At 57.4% G+C, this 23252-nt stretch carries 23 protein-coding genes, 1 tRNA gene and 2 pseudogenes; 19 read left to right on the forward strand and 7 right to left on the reverse strand.

Annotated elements, in window-relative coordinates; genetic code table 11:
- Positions 1–27: 27 nt before the first annotated feature.
- On the reverse strand, positions 28–1461 hold the full coding sequence (locus E4P00_RS01140; protein WP_032877266.1) for a M48 family metalloprotease: 1434 nt from the start codon (positions 1459–1461) through the stop codon (positions 28–30).
- 95 nt (positions 1462–1556) lie between these two features.
- Here E4P00_RS01140 and E4P00_RS01145 point away from each other — a divergent pair, with 95 nt between their 5' ends.
- Complete coding sequence (locus E4P00_RS01145; RefSeq protein WP_148852374.1) at positions 1557–1796, forward strand: sulfurtransferase TusA family protein; 240 nt, start codon at positions 1557–1559, stop codon at positions 1794–1796.
- A 19-nt stretch (positions 1797–1815) separates the two neighbouring features.
- Here the strand turns inward: E4P00_RS01145 and E4P00_RS01150 are convergent, their stop codons facing one another.
- Both E4P00_RS01150 and E4P00_RS01155 read right to left on the reverse strand, forming a co-directional pair.
- Positions 1816–2289, reverse strand: a complete 474-nt coding sequence (locus tag E4P00_RS01150) for a peroxiredoxin (protein ID WP_005786022.1) — start codon at positions 2287–2289, stop codon at positions 1816–1818.
- A 10-nt stretch (positions 2290–2299) separates the two neighbouring features.
- Complete coding sequence (locus tag E4P00_RS01155) at positions 2300–2860, reverse strand: glycine cleavage system protein R (protein ID WP_003189463.1); 561 nt, start codon at positions 2858–2860, stop codon at positions 2300–2302.
- Between the two features lie 262 nt (positions 2861–3122).
- On the opposite strand from E4P00_RS01155, the gene dapA reads away from it, so the two are divergent.
- From dapA to E4P00_RS01185, 6 genes are all read left to right on the forward strand, one after another.
- Positions 3123–4001 (forward strand): 4-hydroxy-tetrahydrodipicolinate synthase, encoded by an 879-nt coding sequence (gene dapA, locus E4P00_RS01160; RefSeq protein ID WP_032877264.1) that lies wholly within the window; start codon positions 3123–3125, stop codon positions 3999–4001.
- Between the two features lie 17 nt (positions 4002–4018).
- Complete coding sequence (gene bamC, locus E4P00_RS01165) at positions 4019–5134, forward strand: outer membrane protein assembly factor BamC (RefSeq protein WP_078820545.1); 1116 nt, start codon at positions 4019–4021, stop codon at positions 5132–5134.
- A gap of 4 nt (positions 5135–5138) precedes the next feature.
- Positions 5139–5897, forward strand: coding sequence for an MBL fold metallo-hydrolase (locus tag E4P00_RS01170; protein WP_005786028.1), 759 nt, complete (start codon positions 5139–5141; stop codon positions 5895–5897).
- Positions 5898–5924: 27 nt separating this feature from the next.
- Positions 5925–6638 (forward strand): phosphoribosylaminoimidazolesuccinocarboxamide synthase, encoded by a 714-nt coding sequence (gene purC / locus E4P00_RS01175; protein ID WP_005786030.1) that lies wholly within the window; start codon positions 5925–5927, stop codon positions 6636–6638.
- Positions 6639–6721: 83 nt separating this feature from the next.
- Positions 6722–6811: transfer RNA gene (locus tag E4P00_RS01180), tRNA-Ser, on the forward strand.
- A 550-nt stretch (positions 6812–7361) separates the two neighbouring features.
- A protein-coding gene (locus E4P00_RS01185; protein WP_248130511.1) for an IS3 family transposase occupies positions 7362–8512 on the forward strand; the annotation gives its coding sequence in 2 pieces (ribosomal slippage) (positions 7362–7596 and positions 7596–8512; 1152 coding nt in all).
- Between the two features lie 16 nt (positions 8513–8528).
- On the opposite strand, the pseudogene E4P00_RS01190 reads toward E4P00_RS01185, so the two are convergent.
- The 4 genes and pseudogenes from E4P00_RS01190 to E4P00_RS01205 all read right to left on the reverse strand — a co-directional run.
- A pseudogene (locus E4P00_RS01190) lies at positions 8529–8807 on the reverse strand (hypothetical protein); the annotation flags it as partial.
- A gap of 92 nt (positions 8808–8899) precedes the next feature.
- The gene (locus tag E4P00_RS01195; protein WP_248130512.1) at positions 8900–9229 is read right to left on the reverse strand and encodes a hypothetical protein; all 330 of its coding nucleotides are present in this window, start codon (positions 9227–9229) and stop codon (positions 8900–8902) included.
- A gap of 937 nt (positions 9230–10166) precedes the next feature.
- Positions 10167–10793 (reverse strand): LysE family translocator, encoded by a 627-nt coding sequence (locus E4P00_RS01200; RefSeq protein ID WP_248130513.1) that lies wholly within the window; start codon positions 10791–10793, stop codon positions 10167–10169.
- Positions 10794–10874: 81 nt separating this feature from the next.
- Positions 10875–11588, reverse strand: a complete 714-nt coding sequence (locus E4P00_RS01205; RefSeq protein ID WP_248130514.1) for an autoinducer binding domain-containing protein — start codon at positions 11586–11588, stop codon at positions 10875–10877.
- A 355-nt stretch (positions 11589–11943) separates the two neighbouring features.
- On the opposite strand from E4P00_RS01205, the gene E4P00_RS01210 reads away from it, so the two are divergent.
- From E4P00_RS01210 to trpA, 12 genes and pseudogenes are all read left to right on the forward strand, one after another.
- The gene (locus tag E4P00_RS01210; RefSeq protein ID WP_248130515.1) at positions 11944–12732 is read left to right on the forward strand and encodes an indole-3-glycerol phosphate synthase TrpC; all 789 of its coding nucleotides are present in this window, start codon (positions 11944–11946) and stop codon (positions 12730–12732) included.
- Positions 12733–12737: 5 nt separating this feature from the next.
- Positions 12738–13787, forward strand: coding sequence for a Gfo/Idh/MocA family oxidoreductase (locus E4P00_RS01215; RefSeq protein ID WP_282443160.1), 1050 nt, complete (start codon positions 12738–12740; stop codon positions 13785–13787).
- A gap of 11 nt (positions 13788–13798) precedes the next feature.
- The gene (locus E4P00_RS01220) at positions 13799–14932 is read left to right on the forward strand and encodes a DegT/DnrJ/EryC1/StrS family aminotransferase (protein WP_248130517.1); all 1134 of its coding nucleotides are present in this window, start codon (positions 13799–13801) and stop codon (positions 14930–14932) included.
- Complete coding sequence (locus E4P00_RS01225) at positions 14929–16044, forward strand: DegT/DnrJ/EryC1/StrS family aminotransferase (RefSeq protein ID WP_248130518.1); 1116 nt, start codon at positions 14929–14931, stop codon at positions 16042–16044. Before E4P00_RS01220 ends, E4P00_RS01225 begins: the two co-directional genes overlap by 4 nt.
- Positions 16028–16897, forward strand: a complete 870-nt coding sequence (locus E4P00_RS01230) for a sugar phosphate isomerase/epimerase family protein (RefSeq protein ID WP_248130519.1) — start codon at positions 16028–16030, stop codon at positions 16895–16897. The genes E4P00_RS01225 and E4P00_RS01230 overlap by 17 nt, the downstream gene beginning before the upstream one ends.
- Positions 16881–18155: a M20/M25/M40 family metallo-hydrolase gene (locus tag E4P00_RS01235; RefSeq protein WP_248130520.1), complete on the forward strand. Its 1275-nt coding sequence runs from the start codon at positions 16881–16883 to the stop codon at positions 18153–18155. Before E4P00_RS01230 ends, E4P00_RS01235 begins: the two co-directional genes overlap by 17 nt.
- Positions 18156–18165: 10 nt before the next feature.
- Positions 18166–19251, forward strand: a complete 1086-nt coding sequence (locus E4P00_RS01240; RefSeq protein ID WP_248130521.1) for an Ldh family oxidoreductase — start codon at positions 18166–18168, stop codon at positions 19249–19251.
- Positions 19248–20165 carry a Gfo/Idh/MocA family oxidoreductase gene (locus E4P00_RS01245; protein WP_248130522.1) on the forward strand — a complete coding sequence of 306 codons (918 nt, stop codon included), beginning with the start codon at positions 19248–19250 and terminating at the stop codon, positions 20163–20165. The genes E4P00_RS01240 and E4P00_RS01245 overlap by 4 nt, the downstream gene beginning before the upstream one ends.
- On the forward strand, positions 20162–20578 hold the full coding sequence (locus tag E4P00_RS01250; RefSeq protein WP_248130523.1) for a hypothetical protein: 417 nt from the start codon (positions 20162–20164) through the stop codon (positions 20576–20578). Before E4P00_RS01245 ends, E4P00_RS01250 begins: the two co-directional genes overlap by 4 nt.
- Positions 20575–21138 (forward strand): annotated as a pseudogene (locus tag E4P00_RS28960) (B3/4 domain-containing protein); the annotation flags it as partial. The gene E4P00_RS01250 and the pseudogene E4P00_RS28960, both read left to right, overlap by 4 nt.
- A gap of 87 nt (positions 21139–21225) precedes the next feature.
- A complete protein-coding gene (gene trpB, locus E4P00_RS01260) occupies positions 21226–22452 on the forward strand; it encodes a tryptophan synthase subunit beta (protein ID WP_248130591.1) in 1227 nt (408 codons plus the stop codon).
- Positions 22449–23249: a tryptophan synthase subunit alpha gene (gene trpA / locus E4P00_RS01265; RefSeq protein ID WP_282443150.1), complete on the forward strand. Its 801-nt coding sequence runs from the start codon at positions 22449–22451 to the stop codon at positions 23247–23249. The genes trpB and trpA overlap by 4 nt, the downstream gene beginning before the upstream one ends.
- The last annotated feature ends 3 nt before the right edge of the window (positions 23250–23252 follow it).

Consider the following 23252-nt stretch of genomic DNA (forward strand, 5'->3'; position numbering starts at 1 on the left):
CGCGGGGCTTTTTTGTGGGTGACGGGTTTAGCTCATCATCCCTTTCACCAGGCGTTCCTGTTCGATCAGCTCACGCTGACGTGCGTCGATACGTGAGGACAGTGGGAAATTACTGCCGGCGCGGCGCTTGGCAAAGTCCAGTTGCTGGATGGCCTGCTGGAAGTCCCCCACCAGTGCGAAGTATTCGGCGCGGGCCTGATGCAGGCCGATGATGTTGCCGGACAGGCCGCGTGTTTCGGCCACCTGATACCACACGTCCGGATCGTCGGGGCGTGACTTGAGCAAGCCATCCAGCGCCTTTTCGGCATCGGCGGTGCGGTTCTGCTTAAGCAGCAGGTCTACCCGCACCTGGTTCAGCGGATAGTTGCTGGGGTACTGGGTGAGCATACGGTCAGTCCGTTGCTGGGCATCCGCCATGCGGTTGTTGGTAATGTCCAGTTCGATCTGCGCCAGATTGTAGGTGATGTCATTGGGTGCCTTGGCCAGCAGCGGTGCCAGGCTTTCCCGTGCTTCCTTGAGTTGGACTCCCTTGATCTGCGCAATGGCGAGGCCATAACGCGCTACATCGTTTTTGGGGTTGTCGTCCAACTGCGCCTGGAAGCGCTTGGCAGCCAGGCCAGGCGTGTCTTCGTATTTCAACTGCACGCGTGCGCGAATCAGTTGATAGCGCAGGCTGTCTTCCTTGCCGCCGAGTTTGGCCTGCTCGGCGCGGTTGCGGGTGTCGGCAATACGCGATTCGGTCACTGGGTGCGTCAACAGGAACTCCGGTGGCTTGGCATCGAAGCGGTACTGACGCATCAGGCGTTCGAACATGGTGGGCATCGACCGCGGGTCGTAGCCGGCTTTCTCCAGGTTGAGGATGCCGATGCGGTCTGCCTCTTGTTCGTTCTGCCGGGAGAACCGGCGCTGCTCCTGGATCGCAGCCGCTTGTGAACCGGCAATCGCGGCGATACCCGCATCGCCGGCACCCGCGGCGGCGGCAATAATGCCGCCAAGCAGCGCCGCCATCATTGGCAGTTGCATGCGTGACTGGGCTTCCACGCCCCTGGCAAAGTGACGCTGGGACAAGTGCGCCAGTTCGTGGGCCAGTACCGACGCGTACTCACCTTCGGTCTGGGCGTTGAGGAACAAGCCGCCGTTCACCCCAATGATCCCGCCGGGTGCCGCAAAGGCGTTGAGCTGCGGGCTGTTGATCAGGATGAATTCCAGGCGCCGATCGTTGACCTGGCTGGTTTCCACCAGCTTGTACACGCTGGTTTCTACGTAGTCCTTGAGTTGCGGGTCGTTAAGCTGCGACACCTGACCGCGCAAATAGGCCAGCCAGGCGCGGCCCAGTTGATATTCCTGTTGGGGCGAGACAATGGCAGAACTGGCGTCACCAAGTGACGGCAGCTCGTCAGCGAAGGCCGGGGAGGCCAGCAGGCAGGCGAGCGTCAGCAGGGTAGGGCGCAAAAAAGTCATGCACAAAGCCTTTCGACAAAGAGCTTACTGTAGCCGGACACTGCGCTTGGGACCAGATATTCTAAGCAACCCGAATGTTTGCCTGGAGTAACACCATGACCGACGCTGTAGCCTTTGACGCCGAACTCGATGCCAGCGGCCTCAACTGCCCGTTGCCCCTGCTCAAGGCCAAGCTGGAACTCAATAAAATGGCCGGCGGTGCGGTGCTCAAGGTGACCGCCACCGACGCAGGCTCCCAGCGTGACTTCCGCACCTTTGCCAAACTCGCCGGCCACACTCTGGAGCATGAAGAAGAAGCCGAGGGTGTGTACCGGTATTGGTTGCGCAAGGCCTGACGGCCTTATCGACGCACAATCAGGCCTTGTTCAGCGCCTGCGCTGCCGCCAACACGGCATCCACATGCCCCGGCACTTTCACGCCACGCCATTCCTGACGCAGCACGCCTTCGCTGTCGATCAGAAAGGTGCTGCGATCTACGCCCAGGTATTCCTTGCCGTACAGCTTCTTGAGCTTGATCACATCAAACAGCTGGCAGACCGCTTCGTCCTTGTCGCTGATCAGCTCGAAAGGAAACTCCTGCTTGGCCTTGAAGTTCTCGTGGGACTTCACGCTGTCACGCGACACACCAAACACTTCAGTGTTGGCGGCCTGGAAAGCTGCGTACTGGTCACGAAAGCCCTGGCCTTCAGTGGTGCAGCCCGGGGTGCTGTCCTTGGGGTAGAAGTAGATCACCACTTGCTTGCCCTTGAGAGCTGCGAGGCTGAAAGTCTGGCCGCTGGTGGCCTGGGCTTCGAAGTCTGCGACGGGTTTGTCGATGGCTACCGGCATGAGTCTTTCCTTACATTGGGTTCTGTGGGCGCCATGGCTCGATCAGCGCGTCGAGGTTCAGGGCATCGGCAAAATCCAGGAACTGGTCGCGCAACCAACTGATCTGTACGCCGGCCGGCAGGGTAACGGTGAACGTGGCGTTGAGCATGGTGCCGCCGGTTTGAGGCGCCTGGTAGGTGTCGCAGGTCAGGTTTTCCAGCTCGACGTTGTGGTCGATGAAGAACTGGCACAACTCGTTGACGATGTCCGAGCGGTAGGCCGAGCTGACGTACGCCACATAAGGCAAGGCCTGTGGGCGATTTTCCAAGGCGGCGCTGCGCACCACATTGACGGTGAAGTCGTGCTTTTTGGCCAGGCCCGGCAGGCCGGTTTCCAGGCGCGCCAATGCGTCCCAGGAGCCGGAAATCTGCAAGACCAGCGCGCTGCACTCGCCGTGGCGAGTCAGGCGCGAGGTCACGACCGCGCAGCGGTTCTCATGGCTGGCGCGGCACAGGACGTTGGTCAGCTCCATGGGGTTGGCGCCGAGGGCACTGATAACAAGGAATTGTTCGCGAACTGTGGGGGTGGACATGCAGCCTTCCTAAAGCGATGAGCGGTCAATACTGTGTGGGCCGTATCGATCAAAGGATCAAGGGTAGCGAAAAGCGTCGCCAAGGGCTAGGAGGTGGCGTTTTCATTGCGTGATCGGCCGGCTTGAAGCGGTGCTTTGGCCCAATGATGGCATTGCCCGACGTTTAGTTGCTCCAGAACGCATCCTCACGCGGTACTTCGCTTGTACAAGCATCTTGGCGCCAGTACCATTACGGCTCTCTTTTTCCGGCAGGAGCGGTTGCATGATTGCGGGCAGTATGGTGGCACTGGTCACACCCATGGATGCACAAGGTCGTCTCGACTGGGACAGCCTGGGCAAACTGGTGGACTTCCACCTGCAAGAGGGCACCAACGCCATCGTGGCGGTCGGCACCACAGGTGAATCGGCCACCCTCGATGTGGAAGAACACATCCAGGTGATCGAGTTCGTGGTCAAGCGCGTTGCGGGCCGCATCGCCGTGATCGCCGGAACGGGCGCCAACTCCACGCGCGAAGCGATCGAGCTGACCCGCAACGCCAAGAAAGCCGGCGCCGATGCGTGCCTGCTGGTGACCCCGTACTACAACAAGCCGACCCAGGAAGGCTTGTACCAGCACTTCAAAGCCATCGCCGAAGCCGTCCAGATCCCGCAGATCCTCTATAACGTACCGGGTCGTACCGCGTGCGATATGAAGGCCGAGACCGTGATCCGCCTGTCCACCGTGCCGAACATCATCGGTATCAAGGAAGCCACTGGCGACCTGCAGCGCGCCAAGGACATCCTGGCCGGCGTGAGCAGTGACTTCCTGGTGTATTCCGGTGACGACGCCACCGCTGTCGAACTGATCCTGCTGGGTGGCAAGGGCAACATCTCCGTGACCGCCAACGTGGCTCCGCGTGCCATGAGCCAAATGTGCGCCGCCGCCATCGCCGGCGATGCCGCGACGGCCCGTGCGATCCACGAGAAGCTGATGCCGCTCAACAAGACACTGTTTATCGAATCCAATCCTATTCCCGTGAAATGGGCGCTGACTGAGATGGGCCTGATGCCGGACGGTATCCGTCTGCCGCTCACCCGGCTCAGCGAAGCCTGTCACGAACCGCTGCGACAGGCCCTGCGCCAGTCCGGCGTCCTGGTTTAATTGAGGAAGCACTACGCATGAAGCGATTGGCCGGACTTTCCGCACTTGCCTTGATTATCTCCAGCACCAGTGGCTGCGGTTGGGTATGGGGCCCGGAAGGCTACTTCCGTGACCGCGGCAGCGATTACCTGGAAGCGCAAGCAACCAAACCGATGCAGTTGCCGCCTGATGTCAATGTCGCCAAGCGTCTTGACCCCTTGTTGCCGATCCCACGCAACGTTGCCGACGACACCGTCAAGGGCGAGTACGTAGTACCACGCCCGCAGCCGATCACGGCAGTGGCCGATGCCAGCGACTACAGCCTGCAGAAAAGTGGCGACAACCGCTGGATCGTGGCTCAGCGCCCACCTGCCGAAGTCTGGCCGGTGGCAGTGCAGTTCTTCCAGGACAACGGTTTCCGTCTCGACCAGCAACGCCCGCAAACCGGTGAGTTCACCACGGCGTGGCAGCAAGGCCGCGAGTTGTCCGCCAACATGGCTCAGCGCCTGCTGGCCGGCGGTGTAGCCGCCGAAAGCGAGGCCCGTGTGCGTGTGCGCATCGAGCCAGGCGTGCAGCGCAATACCAGTGAAGTCTATGTGGTCAGCGCCGAGCGCCCTGCCGGCAGCACGGCCAACGTCGATTTCACCCCGCGTTCGGTCAACACCGGCGTCGATGCCGCGCTGGTCGACGAGATGCTCGCCAGCATGAGCCGTATCTCCGAGAAGGGCGGTTCCGTTTCCTTGCTCGCGGCCCGTGACTACGACACCCCTAACCGCGTCAGCCTCACCGAAGACGGCAGCGGTAACGTGGTGCTCAACCTGGGTGAAGACCTCGACCGTGCCTGGGCCAGTGTTGGCCGTGCGTTGGAGCAAGGCCCTTGGCGCGTTGAAGACATCAACCGCAGCCTGGGCCTGTACTACATCAACGTGGCTGAAAAGGCCGAGAAGAAAGACGACGAGCCAGGTTTCTTCGGCAAACTGTTCGGCAGCGCGCCGACCAAGGAAGAGATCGAAACCCGTGCCGAGCGTTATCAGGTTCGTTTGAGCAAGGTTGGCGAAAGCGTGCAAGTCACCGTCGAGAAGAACATCAACACCGTCGCGCCAGCTGAAACAGCGCGCAAAGTGTTGGGCGTGATTCAAGACAACCTGGGCTGATTCGGTGCGCTTTGCCGTTCTCGGCAGCGGTAGCCAAGGGAACGGTACGCTGGTCGCCCACGATGACACGTATGTGCTGGTCGATTGTGGTTTCTCGTTAAGAGAAACCGAGCGACGCCTGCTGCGCCTCGGGGTTCACCCCACGCAGTTGAGCGCAATTCTGGTCACCCACGAACATGCCGACCACGTGCATGGCGTGGGTTTACTGTCTCGGCGCTACAATCTGCCGGTGTACTTGAGTCGCGGCACGCTGCGCGGGATGCGCAAACCCATCGAGCCGGCAGGTTTTCTGGCCGGTGGCGAGCAACTGCAAATCGGTGCCTTGAGCATCAATGTCATCGCGGTTGCCCACGATGCCCAGGAGCCTACGCAATACGTATTCAGTGACGGCCAGCGGCGTTTTGGCGTGCTGACCGACCTGGGTTCCTACTGCGCCAGGGTGCTGGACGGTTACCGGGACCTCGATGCCTTGATGATCGAGTCCAACCACTGCAGGGATCTGCTGGCGCGCGGTCACTACCCTTACTTTCTCAAGCAGCGGGTGGGCGGCGAGCTGGGACATTTGAACAATCACCAGGCGGCGTACCTGGTGTATGAGTTGGGCTGGCAAGACCTGCAACACCTGGTCCTGGCTCACCTCAGCAGCAAGAACAACCTGCCGACGCTTGCCCGGCAATGTTTTGTCGACACCCTCGGGTGCGACCCGGACTGGCTGCAACTGGCCGATCAAGATTCAGGGCTCGATTGGCGACACATCGCCTAGCCCACCTTACTCAAAGCGGAGCCCATCATGGAAAAACGTGAAGAACTCTACCGCGGCAAAGCCAAGTCGGTGTACAAGACCGACGACGCCAACCGCCTGATCCTGCTGTTTCGCAACGACACCTCGGCGTTCGACGGCAAGCGCATCGAACAGCTTGATCGCAAGGGCATGGTGAACAACAAGTTCAACGCCTTCATCATGCAGAAGCTCGAAGCGGCCGGTATCCCGACCCAATTCGACAAACTGCTGGGCGACAACGAGTGCCTGGTCAAGAAGCTCGACATGATCCCGGTGGAATGCGTCGTGCGTAACTACGCTGCCGGCAGCCTGGTCAAGCGCCTGGGCGTGGAAGAGGGCCTCAAGCTCAACCCTTACACGTTTGAACTGTTCCTGAAGGACGACGCCAAGGGCGACCCGTTCATCAACGAATCCCACGTTGTGGCGTTCGGCTGGGGCACCGCTGAACAACTGGCGCGCATGAAGGAGTTGTCCCTCAAGGTCAACGACGTGCTGACCAAGCTGTTCGACGACGCAGGCCTGTTGCTGGTGGACTTCAAGCTCGAATTCGGCGTGTTCCACGACGGCTCCATCGTCCTGGGCGACGAATTCAGCCCGGACGGCTGCCGCCTGTGGGACAAGGACACCAAGAAAAAGATGGACAAAGACCGCTTCCGCCAGGGCCTCGGTGACGTGATCGAAGCCTACGAAGAAGTCGCCAATCGTCTCGGCGTACCGCTGTAATCGACGCAAGCATCTGATAGCACGGAAAAAAATCGCTTCGGCGCTTTGCATCCATCAATCATGCTGTTATGATGCGCGCCGTTGGAGAGATGCCAGAGTGGCCGAATGGGACGGATTCGAAATCCGTTGTACCTTCACCGGTACCTAGGGTTCGAATCCCTATCTCTCCGCCATATTTTATTGAAAAGCCCCGTTTTTACGGGGCTTTTTTGTATCTGGTGATTTTGTTCCCCCATCTGTTCCCCCATCTGGATTTCGAGGCATTTCTTGCCTCGGAAGCCTGTCGATAGTTTCCGCTGCAAGTCTGTCCATCATTGCGACGTGCGGCATTGCGTCGATTCAAGTTGCAAGGAGTCTTTTCCGCACGTGTTGTAGCTTCAACTCAAATTCACCTTTCTCTAGCAGTCATATTTGAACGCAATGAGGTTGAGCTGCATCCTTTTCCTCCTCATCCGTTATCGGCCTTTCGAAGTGCATCTATCTCGTCGCGATTCAAGGGTGGCTAGCGCGCATCGTCGATGAGTCCTCACCAAGTCTCTCCATGCGTCACTCATTTGGCTCATCAGTCCCATAATATTCGAGAGTGTCCTACCTTGGGCGTGCCACCGATTTTGTGATTTTCCTCAGTTGCTTAATTTGCCTCGGCCTAGCTTGGTTAGAGTGAATCGCCCCGGGTTTCGTAGACACCTCCATGCCTTAAACTGAGGCCAATCAGGAGGTGCCATGAGCAACCCACGTTATCCCGAAGAATTCAAAATCCAAGCGGTCAATCAAGTGACCGAAAAGAAGCTTCCCGTCGCTGACGTAGCGGCGCGTCTTGGCGTGTCGACGCATAGCCTCTATGCCTGGATAAAGCGCTACAGCAAACCTCAGGCAGAACGGCAGCAAGACGATGATCAGCACGCTGAACTGCGTCGTCTGCGAGCGGAACTCAAGCGGGTCACTGAAGAGCGAGACATCTTAAAAAAGGCCGCCGCGTACTTTGCCAAGGAGTGCGGCTGAAGTACGCCTTTATCAAGCAGCGCGCGGGCGACTATTCCATTCGACGGCTTTGCCTGACGCTGAAAGTCCATCCCAGTGGTTATTACGCTTGGTTGTCTGAGCCGCAATCTGCACGCGCTAAAGACGACCAGCGATTGCTGGGTTTGATCAAGCACTCGTGGCTGGAGAGCGGCGGAGTTTATGGCTATCGCAAAATCCATGACGACCTGCGCGAGGTCGGTGAAGATTGTGGTCGGCATCGTGTGGCGAGGTTGATGCGTCTTGAAGGTCTACGCTCTCAGACAGGGTATCGACGTCGCCCTGGAAAGTACGGCGGTAAGCCAGCGGTCGCCTCACCCAATTTGCTGAAGCGCCAGTTCGATGTCGGGGAACCCAACAAGGTTTGGGTCACCGACATCACCTATATTCGTACGTATGAAGGCTGGCTGTATTTGGCGGTGGTGCTGGATCTGTTTTCCCGTCAGGTCGTTGGCTGGTCAATGAAGTCGCAGATGACCAGTGATTTGGCCATTGATGCGTTATTGATGGCGGTTTGGAGGCGAAAACCGAAACAGGAGGTGATGGTTCACTCTGATCAGGGCAGCCAGTACAGCAGCTCCTATTGGCGCAGCTTTTTGAAGGCAAACAATTTGGTCGCCAGCATGAGCCGCCGAGGCAATTGTCATGACAACGCCGTGGCCGAGAGCTTTTTCCAGCTTCTGAAACGGGAACGGATCAAGCGAAAAATCTACATCACGCGGGAAGATGCTCGGAGTGATGTGTTCGATTACATCGAGATGTTCTACAACGCAAAACGCCGCCATGGTTTCAACAATCAGCTGTCACCGGTAGAGTTTGAAAAACGTTACGCAATGAGTTTGCAAGGTGTCTAAAGAATCCGGGGCGATTCACCTCACGTGGCTGAACTATTTGATAGCGATTGGAAACCACCGACAGCGGTGCTTTGGTATCGGAACGGTACAACACCTTTTGCTCCGGGAATGAGTGAATGCTGCCCATATGGCCGATAGCGTCGGCCTTGAAGTGAACCGGGCTTTCCTGGATCTGCCAGTCCATACCAGCTTCACGCTGCCAGATTTCGATAGGTTGTTTTTGAGTCAGTTGACTTCCTAGGCCGTGCCACGGAGTTGCACCAACGTAAGCCATTTGTTCGATTTGATGAGCCATGATTAAGGTTCCTTGGGGTGCAGGTCGGCATAAACGCCACGCATCGCGTGGCACTGTCCAGACGTAATAGAAAGAAAGGGGTAGAAGACGGATTAAGCAGGTAGATTGAAGCGATGCCCACAGATCAGGCAGAGATTGTGGGCGAGGACATGGCGGTCAAGTTTGTCGCCGAGTTGAGCGCCCAATGCACAGCCACCAGCGCCGCCAACAAGTCCTCCTAGGATGGCGCCAGAAACGGCTCCGAGGGTGACTCCGAGCGGGCCGGCAATAGCGCCGACGGTGGCACCTGCCTGACTGCCGGCTAATGCTGCACTGACACCGCGTGCTGCGCCGCCGACCGTACCGAGTGCAGCTGCAATTTGCATAGCCTGGTGGAGAGAGGCGATTTTGGATGAGTTACAGCTAGGGCACTGCAATGACATGGGACGAACCTCTGTGGTGGTGATGTCATAGCAGTTATGTAGGGCTGAATTTTTTTCGAATTAACTTCGGCATGCTCGGCGGCTAATTGCTTGTTACCGGGGTAATACTTTACCGACATACTTAGTCCCGACGCCGGACGAGATCCCTGAAGAGAGATGACCATAGGAGATACATCTACGTAGCGACTAAGACCATTGGGCTGAGACCGAGCGCATCGTCGAACCGTTACGCGAAAAGATATTCGTTACGATGAGCTAATCATGGCGTTTGCCGACCATACCGAAGCACTGACCGCTCGCCTTGATCAGAGCCCGACCAAAGTCAGGAACTTGACGATCACCACTGACGTTCTTCTCGGTTGATGGCGGTCTACGTGGTGTATGGCTTGCTGGGGCAATTGAGCTGACGTGCGATTGCGCCTGTCGTTTTGCGACTAGCGGTAGCTGCATACGCGCACGACTCAATGATAGTCCTACCCTTTGGCAAAAAAGAGAGTAGGCGTATGGCGCTTTTACGTAGTCAATCAGACTTGCTTGCAGGGCCTCATTAACTTGCTGGCCATCTGGAGTACAAATCATGTGACAATTGGTTGACGCTATGGCGGCGTAGAGATCGCCAAGGGCTTTGGCGGTGAAGACGACACGAAAATCGATGCAGTCGATGAACTTACTACCTTCACACTTTGACTCACCGGGATTCGACCCATCCCGAACCCAGCGATGGGTTTGGGCTGAAGGCTGGGCTTCCTTGCGCGGCGCCTAGAAATGGGCTGTGCTTGTTCTGGGGGATACAAGATCAGAATGTCGTCATCGCCGCAGCAACAGCGGCGGGGATAACCAAATCCACCTTCCTTCCCAGACTGACGAATTTCTTTACGACGATGGCCCGCGCAACGTTATATTTTATAGCAAGCTTCGCCGGACGGTCATCATCATGTTATTTCTGGCTCAGGGTTGCTATCGAAAGTCCGGAAACAACAAAGGTGAAACCGGCGCCCAGATTAAGTCCGTTGACCACCTTTGGCTTGCGTTGCAGCCACGCCGAAAGACCCGTGGCGAAAATCCCCATGAGGGCGAAACCAAGTGCGGTCAAACCAGCGAACCACGCTCCGTAAACCATCATTTGTACAGTGACAGAGCCCAGCTTGGGGTTGACGAATTGTGGAATGAAGGCGAGCACAAACAGGCCCGGCTTTGGGTTAAGGGCTGCGGACAGAAAACCGGTGAGAAATATCTTCTTAAGGGGTTGGCGCGCGGTGGACTGGAAGTTGATCAGGCTGCGAGAGCGCAGAACTTTAATGCCCAGCCAAAGTAGATAGCTGGCCCCAATCACCTTAACGATCCAGAAGGCCAACGCCGAGGTCTGCATCAAGAGAGTTAACCCAAGGGAGGCGGTTGTAACGTGGAACAGAATACCAGTGCCAGAAGCTATTCCTGAAATGGCTGCTGCCAGTCTGCCCTGGCTTAGTCCTCTGGCGATTGCCAGCACGTTATCCGGCCCAGGGGAAAGCACCAGTAGTAAGCAGGCGGCGGTATAGGTTAACCAAATATCCAATGGGAACACACGTAATCTCCTTCGTTTTGGGCGCTAACCTCAATGCCTTCGGTGAGCATTATGAGGTGTGGTGAAAGGATAGCAGCCATATTAACCCAACACCCCTAGGACGGCAGCTCTCACCACGGCCGCGGTTTTGTTAGTAGTGCCCAGTTTGGCGATAGCATTTTTGCTGTGAAACTTTACAGTGTCGAAAGATACCGAGAGAATTTGTGATATCTCGCCCTGTGTTTTTCCGTCAGCGGTCCATCGCAGAATCTCGATTTCCCGAGCGGTAAGTCGCGAGCAAGACTCCTCCAGTTCCTTAGGTTTGAATAAGCGGCTGAGTGCAGCGTGAGTGGCATCCGCCAACCAGCGCATCTTCAGCTCTTTATCAGTCAGTTCGCTAATTGTGAGCGGATCTTCGCTACGGGCGAGCGTCAGCATACTAAAGGTACTGCTGGCGCAGCTATTGGAGCATGTCCAACCCACATTTAGACCCGCATCGCACGCTTCCTTCCAGAAGCAGGGCTCCTGTTCAAGCAGTGTACTTTCCCAGAGAAAGGGCAGTCGGGTCAATTGAGCCTTTTTCACGACCGGGTCCAGTTGGACATAATCCATAGTGCGATAACGCCGCTGCCACGCCTTGGGATAATTGCTCGCATAGGTCGTAACAGGATTGGAAATGGGGAGGGGTAGCTTGACGTGGTAGCAGTACCATTCAAACTCCAGCGACTGGGCAAACTGACACGCCCTATACAGAAAGTCAGCTTCAGACTCGACCTTTGTTGCCCATTCAAGTAGGTCATTACGCCAGTTGCACATTGATATTTCCTTATTCACTGGTCCAGTTAAAACTTTTATACCTATATGAAATACAAATGGGAAGTGAAGATGGTTGCAATATTTTGGCGTTCAAAAACTGACGGTCAGTTTGAAAATTTAGTCATAAAAATGACTCGTCGATAGCTGAGGCTGATTAATTGGCATGGTGTCAATTTGGTTTTTGCGGTGGCGAGCGCCTACCCAATAAGGTAGGTAGACGGCTTGCGGGCTTTTCCTTTTAATTGTTTTTCAATCACCAAAGTAGCTTATAAGTTGGACTAATTTCTCGTCCTGAAGATTTATTGAGTGGTGCTTGTTGGGCGACTTGTCTTATAACTGTCATGCGAGATAATTTATGCTTGAAGAGATAGTTGCGTTTAAGGCTATTGAAACGGCCCAAAGAAAAGCCAGTCACTCCCTGCTTTCCTTGGAACGTCGTATAGCCAGTGCCAGAGCGCCACGGGCATTTGCCCGGGCGATTACAGCTTCAAACGTTGCGGTAATTGCGGAGGCTAAGTATCGCTCTCCGTCAAAAGGCGTTTTGCGTGCCGACTATGATCCTCTCGCCCTAGCCCATGCTTACCAATCAGGAGGTTCAAGTGCGCTTTCAGTACTGGCGGACAGTCGGTTTTTTGGCAATGCGCCCTACGTGGTGGGGATGTTGGCGAATGCACCAGGCTTGAACCTGCCAGTGATGTACAAAGACTTTATTGTTGATGAGTTCCAAGTCTACGAAGCTCGTGCGCTAGGGGCTGACGCAATTCTGATCATTGTGCGCATCCTTCCTTTCGAGACTTTCAGGCGACTCTACACGCTGGCTTTAGAGTTGGGGCTCGATGTGTTGGTGGAAACTTTTGATGAGCGCGATATAGCTCAAGCGTTGGATGTAGGTGCCGGGGTCGTCGGTATAAATAATCGTGACTTAGATACATTTAAGGTTAACTTTGATCGCACTGCTGAACTCTTTGAGTTGTTACCTGCTCACGTCATTGGGGTGGCGGAAAGTGGTATCTCCAGTGCTGCAGATTTTAATCGGATCAATACTATCGGTTTTCGTGCGGCGCTTATTGGTGAGTTTTTATTGGGTGCTGAAGATCCAAGTCGGCGATTACGTTCTTTGACCGCTGGAGGCACCGAAAATTGACATCATTGAATTCAATAATAGTTGGCTACGGGCACTGTGGAAAGAACTTGCATCATGTATGTCTGCGCAAGCTGCAGCCGTTAATGACCTTGAGTGGAGTGTGTGAGCAGGTGCATGTCGTAGATCCGTTGGTTTCATTGCCCGCGTCTGCGTACTTGGTCAGCCATGAGCAGTTACCGTCCCCCTCCAGCCTACGTGAAAGTGTCGGTGTGGTACATATATGCACGCCTCCAGCGTTGCATTTGCAACACGTACGGGAGGCGCTCCACGCTGGCTATCGCTACATCATTCTCGAAAAGCCGATGGTGATCAGCCAAGCACAAGCCACCGAACTGTCGGACCTGCAGCGTATGTTTAATGCACACATCCTTGTGGTGGCAGTGTGGGCCCACAGTTCGCTGGTCAAGCTCATGGCGCAGTGGGTCCAGGCTTCGAGTAGCGGCATTACACACTTGCAGGTAGTGCATAACAAGCCACGTTTCTCGCGCACGCTGCAGCGCCACGCGGAGCACATATTTGATATTGAAATGCCTCACCAAGTCAGCTTGGCACTGCTGTTCGCGGGAGACGCACTGAAGCTCGTCGATGCGCGTAGCGAGTCATTGCACTTGGAAGGTGAAACCCGGCCTTCAATGAAGTCAGGGTATCTGCAACTTGAGGGGCCGCAAGGCGAACGGGTCCGGCTGACGTCGGATTTGAGTTCTCCCACACGTGAGCGGCGCTTGTCTGTGGAGTTTGATGATGGTGCATTTTACCAAGGCTATTTTCCCATTAGCGCCGACGACAGTTACTCGCAGTTCGAGGCATACGACTGTTCGGGCGCGCGCATCGCCTGTGAGGTTTTGGCGGATGACCCCCTTACGGCCTGCCTGGAAGCGTACTACCAGTATTTTCTGGCCTGCGAGCGGGGCGAGTCTCCACTCCCGCCTCGCGGCAGCTCGATTACCTTCAATCAGCGAATCGTCGAGTTGCTGGAGCAAGCACGCCATCTTTCCGAGACCTCTGATGCCCCAGCTGCGGGCTCAATTGACCAAACGTGCGAATTCGGAGCCTAGGAGGCCCCCCCATGACTGTGCCTTTTTTTGCCATGAACCATTCGTTCTCCAGCGCTCTACCGCTGCTTGAAGAGGGTCTTGATGCTTTTCTCGATCAGTCCGGTTGGGTCAATGACAAGCAGGTGCGTCTGTTGGAGCAGGCGATCGAAGTCTACACCGGCGCGCCATTCGCGATTGCCACCGGTAACGCGACAGACTCGCTGATCATCAGTCTGATGGCTCTGGGGATTGGTCCTGGCGACGAAGTCATAGTGCCCTGTTACAGTTTTTTTGCCTCGCTCTCGTGTGTATTGCATGTGGGGGCGACGCCGGTATTCGTTGATATCGAGCCCGGAGGCTATGGCCTAGATTGCGCGCTTGTCGAGGCCGCCATCACCCTTCGAACCAAGGCGATCATGCCGGTCCATCTGTTTAGGCAAATGGTGGATATGCAGGCGTTGAAAGTTATCGCTCAACAGCATCGGTTGTGGGTGATCGAAGACAGCGCGGAAGGCATTGGCATGCGTTGGGATGGTGAGCATGCCGGATTGATCGGGGATATTGGCGTTCTCTCGTTTTTCCCGACTAAGACCTTGGGTGCTCTTGGTGACGCTGGCATGATTTTGACCCGTGATCCGCTGCTGGCGAGCAGGGTCCGGCAGATCATGGACAACGGTCGCGATGCTGCGGGTCTGGCTCAGTGCCTGGGTTACAACAGCCGGATGGATGATGTGCAGGCGTTGTGGTTGCGTGCGCGTATGCTGGAGCTGGAGCCCGACATTGCCCGTCGGGCGGCGCATTGCGCGGCATACGATGAATACCTTGAGCCCCTTAAGCAGTGGGTGCAGCGGCCTGTGACTCTAGCCCGCGACTGCCTCCAGCGCACCGTCAATTACGTGTACCTGATCGAGGTACCGCAACGCGACGCGCTGGCCGCTTTCCTTACGGCGCGCCACATAGGAACCGAAGCCTATTACCCACTGCCACTGCACCTTCAACCGGTGTGTGAATACCTGGACTATCAATCGGGTGATTTCCCAGTGGCAGAGCGTGCCTCCACCCGAGCCCTTGGCCTGCCCTTGTACCCGGATTTGACGCCGGCTTCCATTGGGCTGGTATGCACGGCCATTGGTGAGTTCTACGCGGCACAAGGAACAGCCCAATGATCAAGTACTACGACTACAACCGCCGTCACCCTGGCGCACGTTCCGACATTTTGCAGATGATTGAGCATCAGGTTTGTCGGGGTGAGTTCATCCTCAAAGACGCGGTTAGCACCTTCGAACGGGCGCTGGCCGACAAGGTCGGCACCCGGCATGTCATCTGCGTCAGTTCGGGCACCTCGGCGATGACGCTGGGGCTCATCGCGGCCGGTATCGGGCCCGGCGACGAGGTCATCACGCCGGCGTTCTGTTACGTGGCCGCGGCGTCAGCAGTCACCCATGCGGGGGCTACGCCAGTGTTTGCCGACGTACTACCCGACTGTTTCACACTGGACCCTCAATCCGTGGCGCGGTTGATCACACCGCGCACGCGGGCGGTGTTAGTGGCCCATGTCTTTTCCGGCCTGGCCGACATCGCCGCAATACGTGCAGTGTTGCCGTCCCACGTGTTGATTCTCGAAGACAGTGCCACCGCGTTCGGCGCGCGGCATGACAATAAACCGGCCGGTACCCTCGGAGACGTGGGGGTCTATTCGTTTTTCCCGGCTAAGCCCTTGGGCGGCTTGGGCGACGGCGGTGCTGTGATTACCGAGGATGACGAGGTGGCTCGTCGGGTGCGCATGTTGCGCAACCATGGACAGGACGGGACACGTCGCTTCTATCACCAGATGCTCGGGTTCAACAGCCGGATGGATGACCTCAACGCAACTTGGTTAAGCCGGCAGTTGCGCGACAACGACCGGCAATTGGCGCGCAAGCAAGCCATTGCCCTTCGCTATGATGCCGCTGTTGCACAGTCGGCGGGCTTCCTGACGGCGCAGCGTCGTTGCACAGCGGATTTTTCGCCCCATGCCTACGTTGTGCGCTGCCGTTCCCGCGATCGATTTGTGCGGTACATGAACCAGGCGAATGTGCAGACGAAGATCCACTTTGGAACCGTGCTGCCCGATCAACCTGCCTTCCAGCAGTGGGCGGGCGCCAAGGCCACGTACCCCCAGGCACGTACCCTGGCGGAGGAGTGCGTGGCTATTCCGCTGTGCGCGGGCATGAACGAACAGCAGGTCACACGGGTCATCGACAGCGTGTTGGAGTTCGCCCATGAATCAGCCCTTTGAACTGACTGGCGTGGCCGATGAAGGCGCAAGTTCGATCGTCGACCAGATAGCGTGTCACCTTGCGCTGGGGTGGAACCATCTGGAGTTGCGCAGTGTTGACGGTTTACCGATTGCCCGACTGACGGATGACGCCTTGCGCATGGTGGTTGACCAGTTGCAGAAGCGCTCCATTGCGGTGCCTGTGTTGGCATCGCAGATCGGTAATTGGGGCAGTCAGATTGAAGGGGACTTTGCCGTCGACCTCACAGAACTGGATCGGTTACTGGAGATTGCCGCGACGTTGGGTACTCGAATGATTCGCATCATGTCGTACCCTAACAGCGGCTGGGAGGAGGCTCGCTGGCGCAGCGCGGTCATCGACCGGTTATGCAGGCTGACCGAGATCGCGCAGCGGCACGATGTGGTGTTAGTTCACGAAAACTGCGCGGGCTGGGCCGGGCGCAACGCCGAATACACCTTGGACATGCTCCAGGCCGTTGGCTCGGATCACTTGAAGTTGCTGTTTGATGTGGGCAACGGCTTGAGTTACGGCTATCAGGCACTCGACTTCCTGCGCCAGGTCTTGCCTCACGTGGCACATGTCCATCTCAAGGATGGCCTATGTACCGATCAAGGCGTTCGTTATCAGGAGCTCGGCGAGGGTGAGGCAGGCGCTATTGAGTGCATCGATTTCCTGATTCGCAACGGTTATGAAGGCTGGTTCTCCATCGAGCCACACCTGAGCCTGATCCCTCATTTGCAGGTGTCTGACGCTGATCCTCAGCGCAAGCAGGCTACCTATATGGCTTACGCCCAGCGCGTCGAGCAAACTCTGAACTTACGGCAAAGGAGCGCCCATGTTATTCACGGATAGGTATGTGCAACGTCTGGTGCAACTGCTGGAAATCGACACGGTAACGCCGATGGAAAGCCATCAAGCGTCGCAGATAGCCCACGCTAATGCGGTCTTTGCCGATTGGGCAGCGAGCCTAGGTATGCACGTAGCGTTTGCCGGGCCGGGAGACGTGTGCGCCGACGCCGACTATGTCACGCCGAAGACGGTCGAGCGTCTATGCTACGAGCATGAGGACTTCCTCGCCTGGCAGCCTCACACAGTACTGGAGATCGGGGAAGGGCCGAAACAACGCACCCTGATGTTCAACTTTCACATGGACACCGTTTCCCCGCATCTGCCGGTGTTGCTGCGCGATGGTTGTGTACAGGGACGTGGCGCGGTGGATAACAAGGGGCCGGGGCTTGCCATACTGGCCGCGATTGAAGAGGTGCAGCGTACTCAACCGCAGGTCTTGCGCGATATTCGTCTATTGATTCAAGTGGTGGCGGGCGAGGAGGGCGGTGCCATGGGGGTATACGGCACGCGCTATCTGTGTAACCGCGGCCATGTTGGCGCACTGAATGTGTTCGTCGAGCCCTCAGGCGACGGTTACTTCGATGCTTCCACGACGTCTATGACTTATGAAATTCGCATGGATGGTAATGACTCAACGGATGACTTCCCCGAACGGGGCGACAATGCGTCGCTGATCCTCTCCTTCATGGCGCAAGAGATGGCGCGCTTGCTGGCTGAACCGGTCAAGGCCCTGGAGGTAAAGATTACGCTGGCGGGAATCCATACCGGTTTGCATCACAACCGGGTCTATGGCAGCGGACATTGCTTGTTCAATTTCAGCTACGGCAGTGTCGATGCGGGACGCCAGTTGGCCGCACAGGTCGACCAGGCCTACGTCGTAGCGCTGGCGCGTTGCCGGGCGTTGTTTGCCGAGCTCCATCCCTTCAGCGCCACCATCGAACGTCTGACGTCCACGTGTTCGTCCAGTTGGCTCAAGCGTGACTTGCCGGTGCTAAACAACCGCGATGCTGCCATGGAGGCTATCTTGATGAGCGCCGGCATCAGCCGCAACACATGCAGTGCTGAGGCCTTCACCTGCGATGCAATGTGGGCCCAGGCAGAGGGCGCCTACAGCATCGTCTGGGGCCCGGGTTCACTGGCCGTCAACGGTGCGCATACCGCTCTCGAATATGTGCGCCTGGATGACCTCGAGTCATTCACCTGTGCGGTTCATCGTTTGATCACACAGTTCGCGACTGCGACTGCCCACACCAAGAGTTAAGGATATCGCTATGGATTTCTATAAGGTGAAAGCGCACGCGCTGCACGCTTTTATGGTGGCTGCATTCCGAGGGACCGGATTCGATGGTGCGCAAGCGCAGCGGGCAGCCGATGTGCTGCATTACGCTGATCTCAATGGCCATGACACCCACGGTGTAGCCAACCTCGCCAATATTTACCTTGCAGGTGCCAGAAGCGGTGAAATCGACCCGCAGGCCGAAGGCACCTGGGTCGCAGACCTGGGCGCGTGTGCCACATTCGATGCCCGGGGTGGGTTGGGGTTGTTGGCCGGTCAAGTTGCCATGACCCGCGCGCTGGACAAGGCTCGGGACTTCGGTATCGGCTGCACCGTGGTGAACAATAGCTCGCATTTCGGCGCGGCAGGTTTTTATGCCAGCATGGCCTTGGACCAGGCAATGATCGGAATGGCGATGACCAACCTGGGACGCGACCCAGTAGCTCACCCGCTGGGCAGTGTTGCCCCCTTGCTTGGGACCAATCCCATCAGCTTCGCAGCACCATCCGCCAAGGCGCGCGTACCTTTTGTGCTGGACATGAGCACCACCGTGTGTGCCAGCGGCAAGATCAAGCAGGCCATGCGACTGGAGCGGGAAGTCCCTACGGGCTGGTTGTTCGATGCCCAGGGCGGAACCTCCCGTAACCCACGGGACTACCTTGACCAAACCGCCAACTTGCCGATGTTAGGTGGTGCATTCGCCGAACAGGGTGGCCACAAGGGGATGGGGCTAGGGCTGATGGTCGAAATCCTCTGCGGTGCACTGGCCGGAGCGCAAACTGGCGCCGATAAAGGACAGGGCCCGCGCAACAATATCGGGCACTTTTTCCTGGCGATAAACCCGAGTTTCTTTAGTGGCAACAGCGCTTTCACCGGCAGTATTGATGCGTTGCTTGGCTCCATCAGCGGGGCACCGGTTCACCCCGCCTACGCACCCCTTAGCTACCCCGGTCAACCCGACGCAGTGAGCAGGGTCGAGCGCCTGGAATACGGCATCCGGCTGGACAGCACCCTTGTATCGCAGTTGGACGAAGTGGCGGACCACTGCGCAATTCCACGACTTGCGAGGGTCGCATTATGACGATCGGTGTGGGCGTTATCGGGATGGGCGTTATTTCCCACTACTACCTGAAAGCGTTTGAGTGCGAACAGGCCTGCCGTCTCGTCGCAGTTTGCGACAAGGCGTCAGCGCGGCTACGGGCGTATGCCGATTCCTCCAGTGTTCGCACCTATGGTGATTATCACGCGTTGCTGGAAGACCCACATGTCGACGCGGTAGTCATCAACTTGCCAAATAATCTGCATTTCCTGGCCTGCATGGACGCTCTCAAGGCGGGCAAGCATGTCTGCTGTGAAAAGCCCCTGACCCTCGATTTGGAGCAGGCCGAGCAATTGCGTGAAATGGCCCGCCAGTTGAATTTGACGCTGCTGACCGCTTTTCACCGACGCTACAACACCTATCTAATTAGTGCGGTGGAGCACGATGCGTTTGCTCGTGCGGTGCATGTGCGTGCCCGTTATCACGAACGTATCGAAGACCATGCCGGGCACGACACTTGGTACCTCAATGCGGCGGCATGCGGCGGCGGATGCATCGCAGACAATGGGCCGAATGTGTTCGACACCTTGCACGTGGCCGTTGGCCCCTTGCGCGTGGTGAGCCTGCAGGTTCGTCATGGCGAGACAGGCATCGACTTGGGGGCGGATATTTCCCTGGTCACCCCGCAGGGGCTTGCCGTCAGCGCCGAATTGAGCTGGGACTACGCCCATGGCGAGCAGAAGGATCTGATTATCACCTACGCCGACGGCACCACGGCCATGGTCGATCTGCTGCAGGACTCGGCTGGTTTCAAGACATCGCTGTACCACGAGTACGAAGGTGTGCTGTCTCATCTGGCACGGTCGATCCAAGGGGGGGCCGAAGACGGCACGATGGGGGTGGACGCAGTTCGGCTGGTACGTGACTGCTATGCCATGGCGCGGTCACCGACATGAAGATCGAGTCCCGTGGCATCCCGTCAAAAGGTCCGATCAGTGCGCGCCTGATCAAGCTTTTGTTTCACAAACAGATGACGCGTGGCATGAGGCTGATGGAGTTTCAATCCCGCTGCGTGCGCCGAACCGAGGTGCATGAACTGGTCACCACGGATCAGCGTGATGCCCAGCCGGGTGATCGTATCGATAGGGTGGGTTTTATTGGTTTTGTCGAAGTGCTTGAGGCGGGTGTGGTTGAGGCAGGCGATGCCTTTTACATTGACGGGCGCTGTGTCGGCCACGTGTTGGGGTTTGACGAGTGCCATTTTCCAAATCATTACAACATCCTGATCAGCACGCAGACGTTGTTGTCGGGTGACGATATCGAAGGGTGTGTGCTGGGCAACGATGTCGAGTTCAAGGAGTTGATATGACAGTGATATTCGAAGTGGCGGTGACCGCTGCCGCTCGTGATGCGTTCCCAGGGGCGGGGGTTTATGCAGCCTGGCACAGGGGCGCAGCCCCAGTGTCCGCCGATGCACTGGACTGGTCCTTGAACCGGGCGATATGGTCGGGGGTGGACAAGGGTCAGTTGCTATTGCATCCGGCCGTTGCGCCATTCTGCGAGTACTACCGTCAAGTAGCAATAAACCCCCGGAAGAGCCCGCCTTCGGTGGCCAATTATATCTATCGGGCGTTCTGCAGGCCTGATGCACGTTTGCCACGGATCAACGCCATCGTCGACACCGTCAACTGGGTAGCTGTGTCGACGATGACTTCCCTGGGCGCCTTCGACGCACGTTCGATCACTGGTGAGCTGTGCCTTGACGTGAGTATGGAAGGTGACTGGTTCGAGCCGGTGGGCAGCGAGTCACGAGAAGTGTTGCCCTGCGGCCGCTTGGTGCTGCGTGATGGGCAGAAAATTCTGTCGCTGTTCTCCATACGCGATACGGTGCATACAGCAATTAATGGGGATACGCGTGACCTGCTGTTACTGGGCTGTGTGATGCCTGGCATCAATCCGATGCAAGTGCGATCTGCATTGGACCTGGTGGACCGGAAACTGCGCGGCGAAAACGCCCTGTCCGGGGCCGAGGTACCGCCCAAAGGTCCCTGGTACGGTCCCTATGGCGGTAGCTTTATTGCCGAAACCCTTTCGCCGCCCGTGGCAGAGCTGACCGAGCGTTATGCAAGCATCATAGCCAGCGAGTCTTTTCAGCAACGCTACCGGTCTTTGCTCAAACATTACGTGGGACGACAAACCCCACTGACCCTGGCCGAGAATCTCTCCCGGCATCTTGGCGTCAAGATTTACCTCAAGCGCGAGGACCTTGCCCACACCGGCGCCCACAAAATCAACAACGCGCTTGGCCAGGCGTTGCTCGCCCAGGCCATGGGCAAGCGGCGGGTCGTGGCTGAAACCGGCGCGGGGCAGCACGGAGTGGCAACGGCTGCCGCCTGTGCATTACTGGGCATCGAGTGCGTTATCTACATGGGCCTGAGGGATATGCAGCGCCAAGCCTTGAACGTTCAGCGCATGCGCTTGATGGGCGCAACGGTAGTACCCGCTGAAGGGGGCAGCCAGACGCTCAAGGACGCCATCAATGATGCACTTCGGGACTGGGTAGCGCATGCCGATACCACCTACTACCTGCTGGGGTCAGCCCTTGGGCCACATCCTTATCCGGCAATCGTGCGTTACTTCCAGAGCGTGATCGGCGAGGAAGCCAGGCAGCAATTCGCAGCTCTGGAAAACGGTGACTTGCCGGATGCCGTGGTGGCATGTGTTGGCGGGGGATCGAATGCAATCGGGCTGTTTTCTGCCTTTATCGACGAGCCGCAGGTAATCCTGTGTGGCGTAGAAGCAGCAGGCCAAGGCGAAGCGTCGGGCCAACACTCGATTCGCTTTGGCGAGTCCGGCCAAAGCCGCGTGGGTGTCCTGCAAGGTTGCCAATCCTACGTCCTGCAAGATGAGCACGGCCAGATCATGGAAACCCATAGCATTGCGCCAGGTCTGGACTATGCCATGGTCGGTCCGGAACATGCGCAACTGCGGGATGATGGGCGTGCGCAGTATCTGCAGGCGACTGATGAAGAGGCGATTGATGCGCTGAAATTGTTGTCATGCTGCGAAGGAATTATTCCTGCCCTGGAAAGTGCCCATGCGGTCGCCGGGGCGATCAAGCTGGCCAAGGTGCTTCCCGCCGGTGTCCGCATCATTATCAACATTAGTGGTCGTGGCGATAAAGACATGGAAACCATCAGTCGGCTGGTGGCCGATACTTTCCAGGAGGGTACCCCCCAATGAATCTCATTGACCGGTGTTTTGCAGGCTTGGCCCTGCAGGGTCGTAAAGCTCTAATGCCCTATCTCACGATGGGTTACCCGGCTCTTGACTCACTGCCCAAGCTGGTGGCGGCCGCTGTGGCCGGCGGGGCTGACATCGTCGAGGTGGGGATTCCGTTCTCCGACCCGGTGGCTGATGGCCCGGTGATTCAGGCCACCAGCCAGCGCGCAATTGAAAATGGCATGACGCTGACCCTGGCTCTCCATCAGATTGCTGAGTTGCCCCGGGATGATCACACGCCGCCGATCGTGGTTATGACATACACCAATGTATTGATGAACCATGGCTACGCGCGCTTTGCTGCCCAGGCTAGCGCTGCGGGCGTCAGCGGGTTGATTGTCCCGGACATGCCGGTGGAAGCCAGCGATGAATTGCGGGCGCAGCTGGAACCGGCAGGCATCCACATGATTTTCATGGTTACGCCGAACCTGAGTGATGCCCGTCTGCAACGTATTGCCGTGCAAGCCAAGGGTTTTTTGTACTTGGTCTCGGTGCTCGGCACTACCGGGGAGCGCAGCGAAATGGCCGATATTTCTTCGTTTATCACCAGGGTCAGGCAGCACACCACGCTGCCCCTGGCCGTTGGTTTCGGAGTCGGTACGCCGGAGCAGGCGCGGCATCTGTGGGAGCAGGTCGAAGGCGTCATCATCGGAAGTGCCTTGGCCCGTCGGCTGAGCGACACCGATCAGGCGCCCATTGAGGCTCAACGATACTTGGCAAGCTTCAAGGATCGGGCCCGCAACCATGCCAGTGTCTAGGGG

Origin of the sequence: Pseudomonas sp. B329 (assembly GCF_023127835.1) — a bacterium.
Classification (GTDB): Bacteria; Pseudomonadota; Gammaproteobacteria; order Pseudomonadales; family Pseudomonadaceae; genus Aquipseudomonas; species Aquipseudomonas synxantha_A.

Excerpts from the sequence above, each read along its gene's own strand:
- E4P00_RS01145 (WP_148852374.1), top strand. The coding sequence starts at position 1,557 with ATGACCGACGCTGTAGCCTTTGACGCCGAACTCGATGCCAGCGGCCTC.
- E4P00_RS01225 (WP_248130518.1), top strand. The coding sequence starts at position 14,929 with ATGATCAAGTACTACGACTACAACCGCCGTCACCCTGGCGCACGTTCC.
- dapA (WP_032877264.1), top strand. The coding sequence starts at position 3,123 with ATGATTGCGGGCAGTATGGTGGCACTGGTCACACCCATGGATGCACAA.
- trpA (WP_282443150.1), top strand. The coding sequence starts at position 22,449 with ATGAATCTCATTGACCGGTGTTTTGCAGGCTTGGCCCTGCAGGGTCGT.
- bamC (WP_078820545.1), top strand. The coding sequence starts at position 4,019 with ATGAAGCGATTGGCCGGACTTTCCGCACTTGCCTTGATTATCTCCAGC.
- E4P00_RS01250 (WP_248130523.1), top strand. The coding sequence starts at position 20,162 with ATGAAGATCGAGTCCCGTGGCATCCCGTCAAAAGGTCCGATCAGTGCG.
- E4P00_RS01155 (WP_003189463.1), bottom strand. The coding sequence starts at position 2,860 with ATGTCCACCCCCACAGTTCGCGAACAATTCCTTGTTATCAGTGCCCTC.
- E4P00_RS01230 (WP_248130519.1), top strand. The coding sequence starts at position 16,028 with ATGAATCAGCCCTTTGAACTGACTGGCGTGGCCGATGAAGGCGCAAGT.
- E4P00_RS01205 (WP_248130514.1), bottom strand. The coding sequence starts at position 11,588 with ATGTGCAACTGGCGTAATGACCTACTTGAATGGGCAACAAAGGTCGAG.
- E4P00_RS01235 (WP_248130520.1), top strand. The coding sequence starts at position 16,881 with ATGTTATTCACGGATAGGTATGTGCAACGTCTGGTGCAACTGCTGGAA.
- E4P00_RS01210 (WP_248130515.1), top strand. The coding sequence starts at position 11,944 with ATGCTTGAAGAGATAGTTGCGTTTAAGGCTATTGAAACGGCCCAAAGA.
- E4P00_RS01150 (WP_005786022.1), bottom strand. The coding sequence starts at position 2,289 with ATGCCGGTAGCCATCGACAAACCCGTCGCAGACTTCGAAGCCCAGGCC.
- E4P00_RS01140 (WP_032877266.1), bottom strand. The coding sequence starts at position 1,461 with ATGACTTTTTTGCGCCCTACCCTGCTGACGCTCGCCTGCCTGCTGGCC.
- E4P00_RS01220 (WP_248130517.1), top strand. The coding sequence starts at position 13,799 with ATGACTGTGCCTTTTTTTGCCATGAACCATTCGTTCTCCAGCGCTCTA.
- E4P00_RS01245 (WP_248130522.1), top strand. The coding sequence starts at position 19,248 with ATGACGATCGGTGTGGGCGTTATCGGGATGGGCGTTATTTCCCACTAC.
- E4P00_RS01240 (WP_248130521.1), top strand. The coding sequence starts at position 18,166 with ATGGATTTCTATAAGGTGAAAGCGCACGCGCTGCACGCTTTTATGGTG.
- purC (WP_005786030.1), top strand. The coding sequence starts at position 5,925 with ATGGAAAAACGTGAAGAACTCTACCGCGGCAAAGCCAAGTCGGTGTAC.
- E4P00_RS01195 (WP_248130512.1), bottom strand. The coding sequence starts at position 9,229 with ATGTCATTGCAGTGCCCTAGCTGTAACTCATCCAAAATCGCCTCTCTC.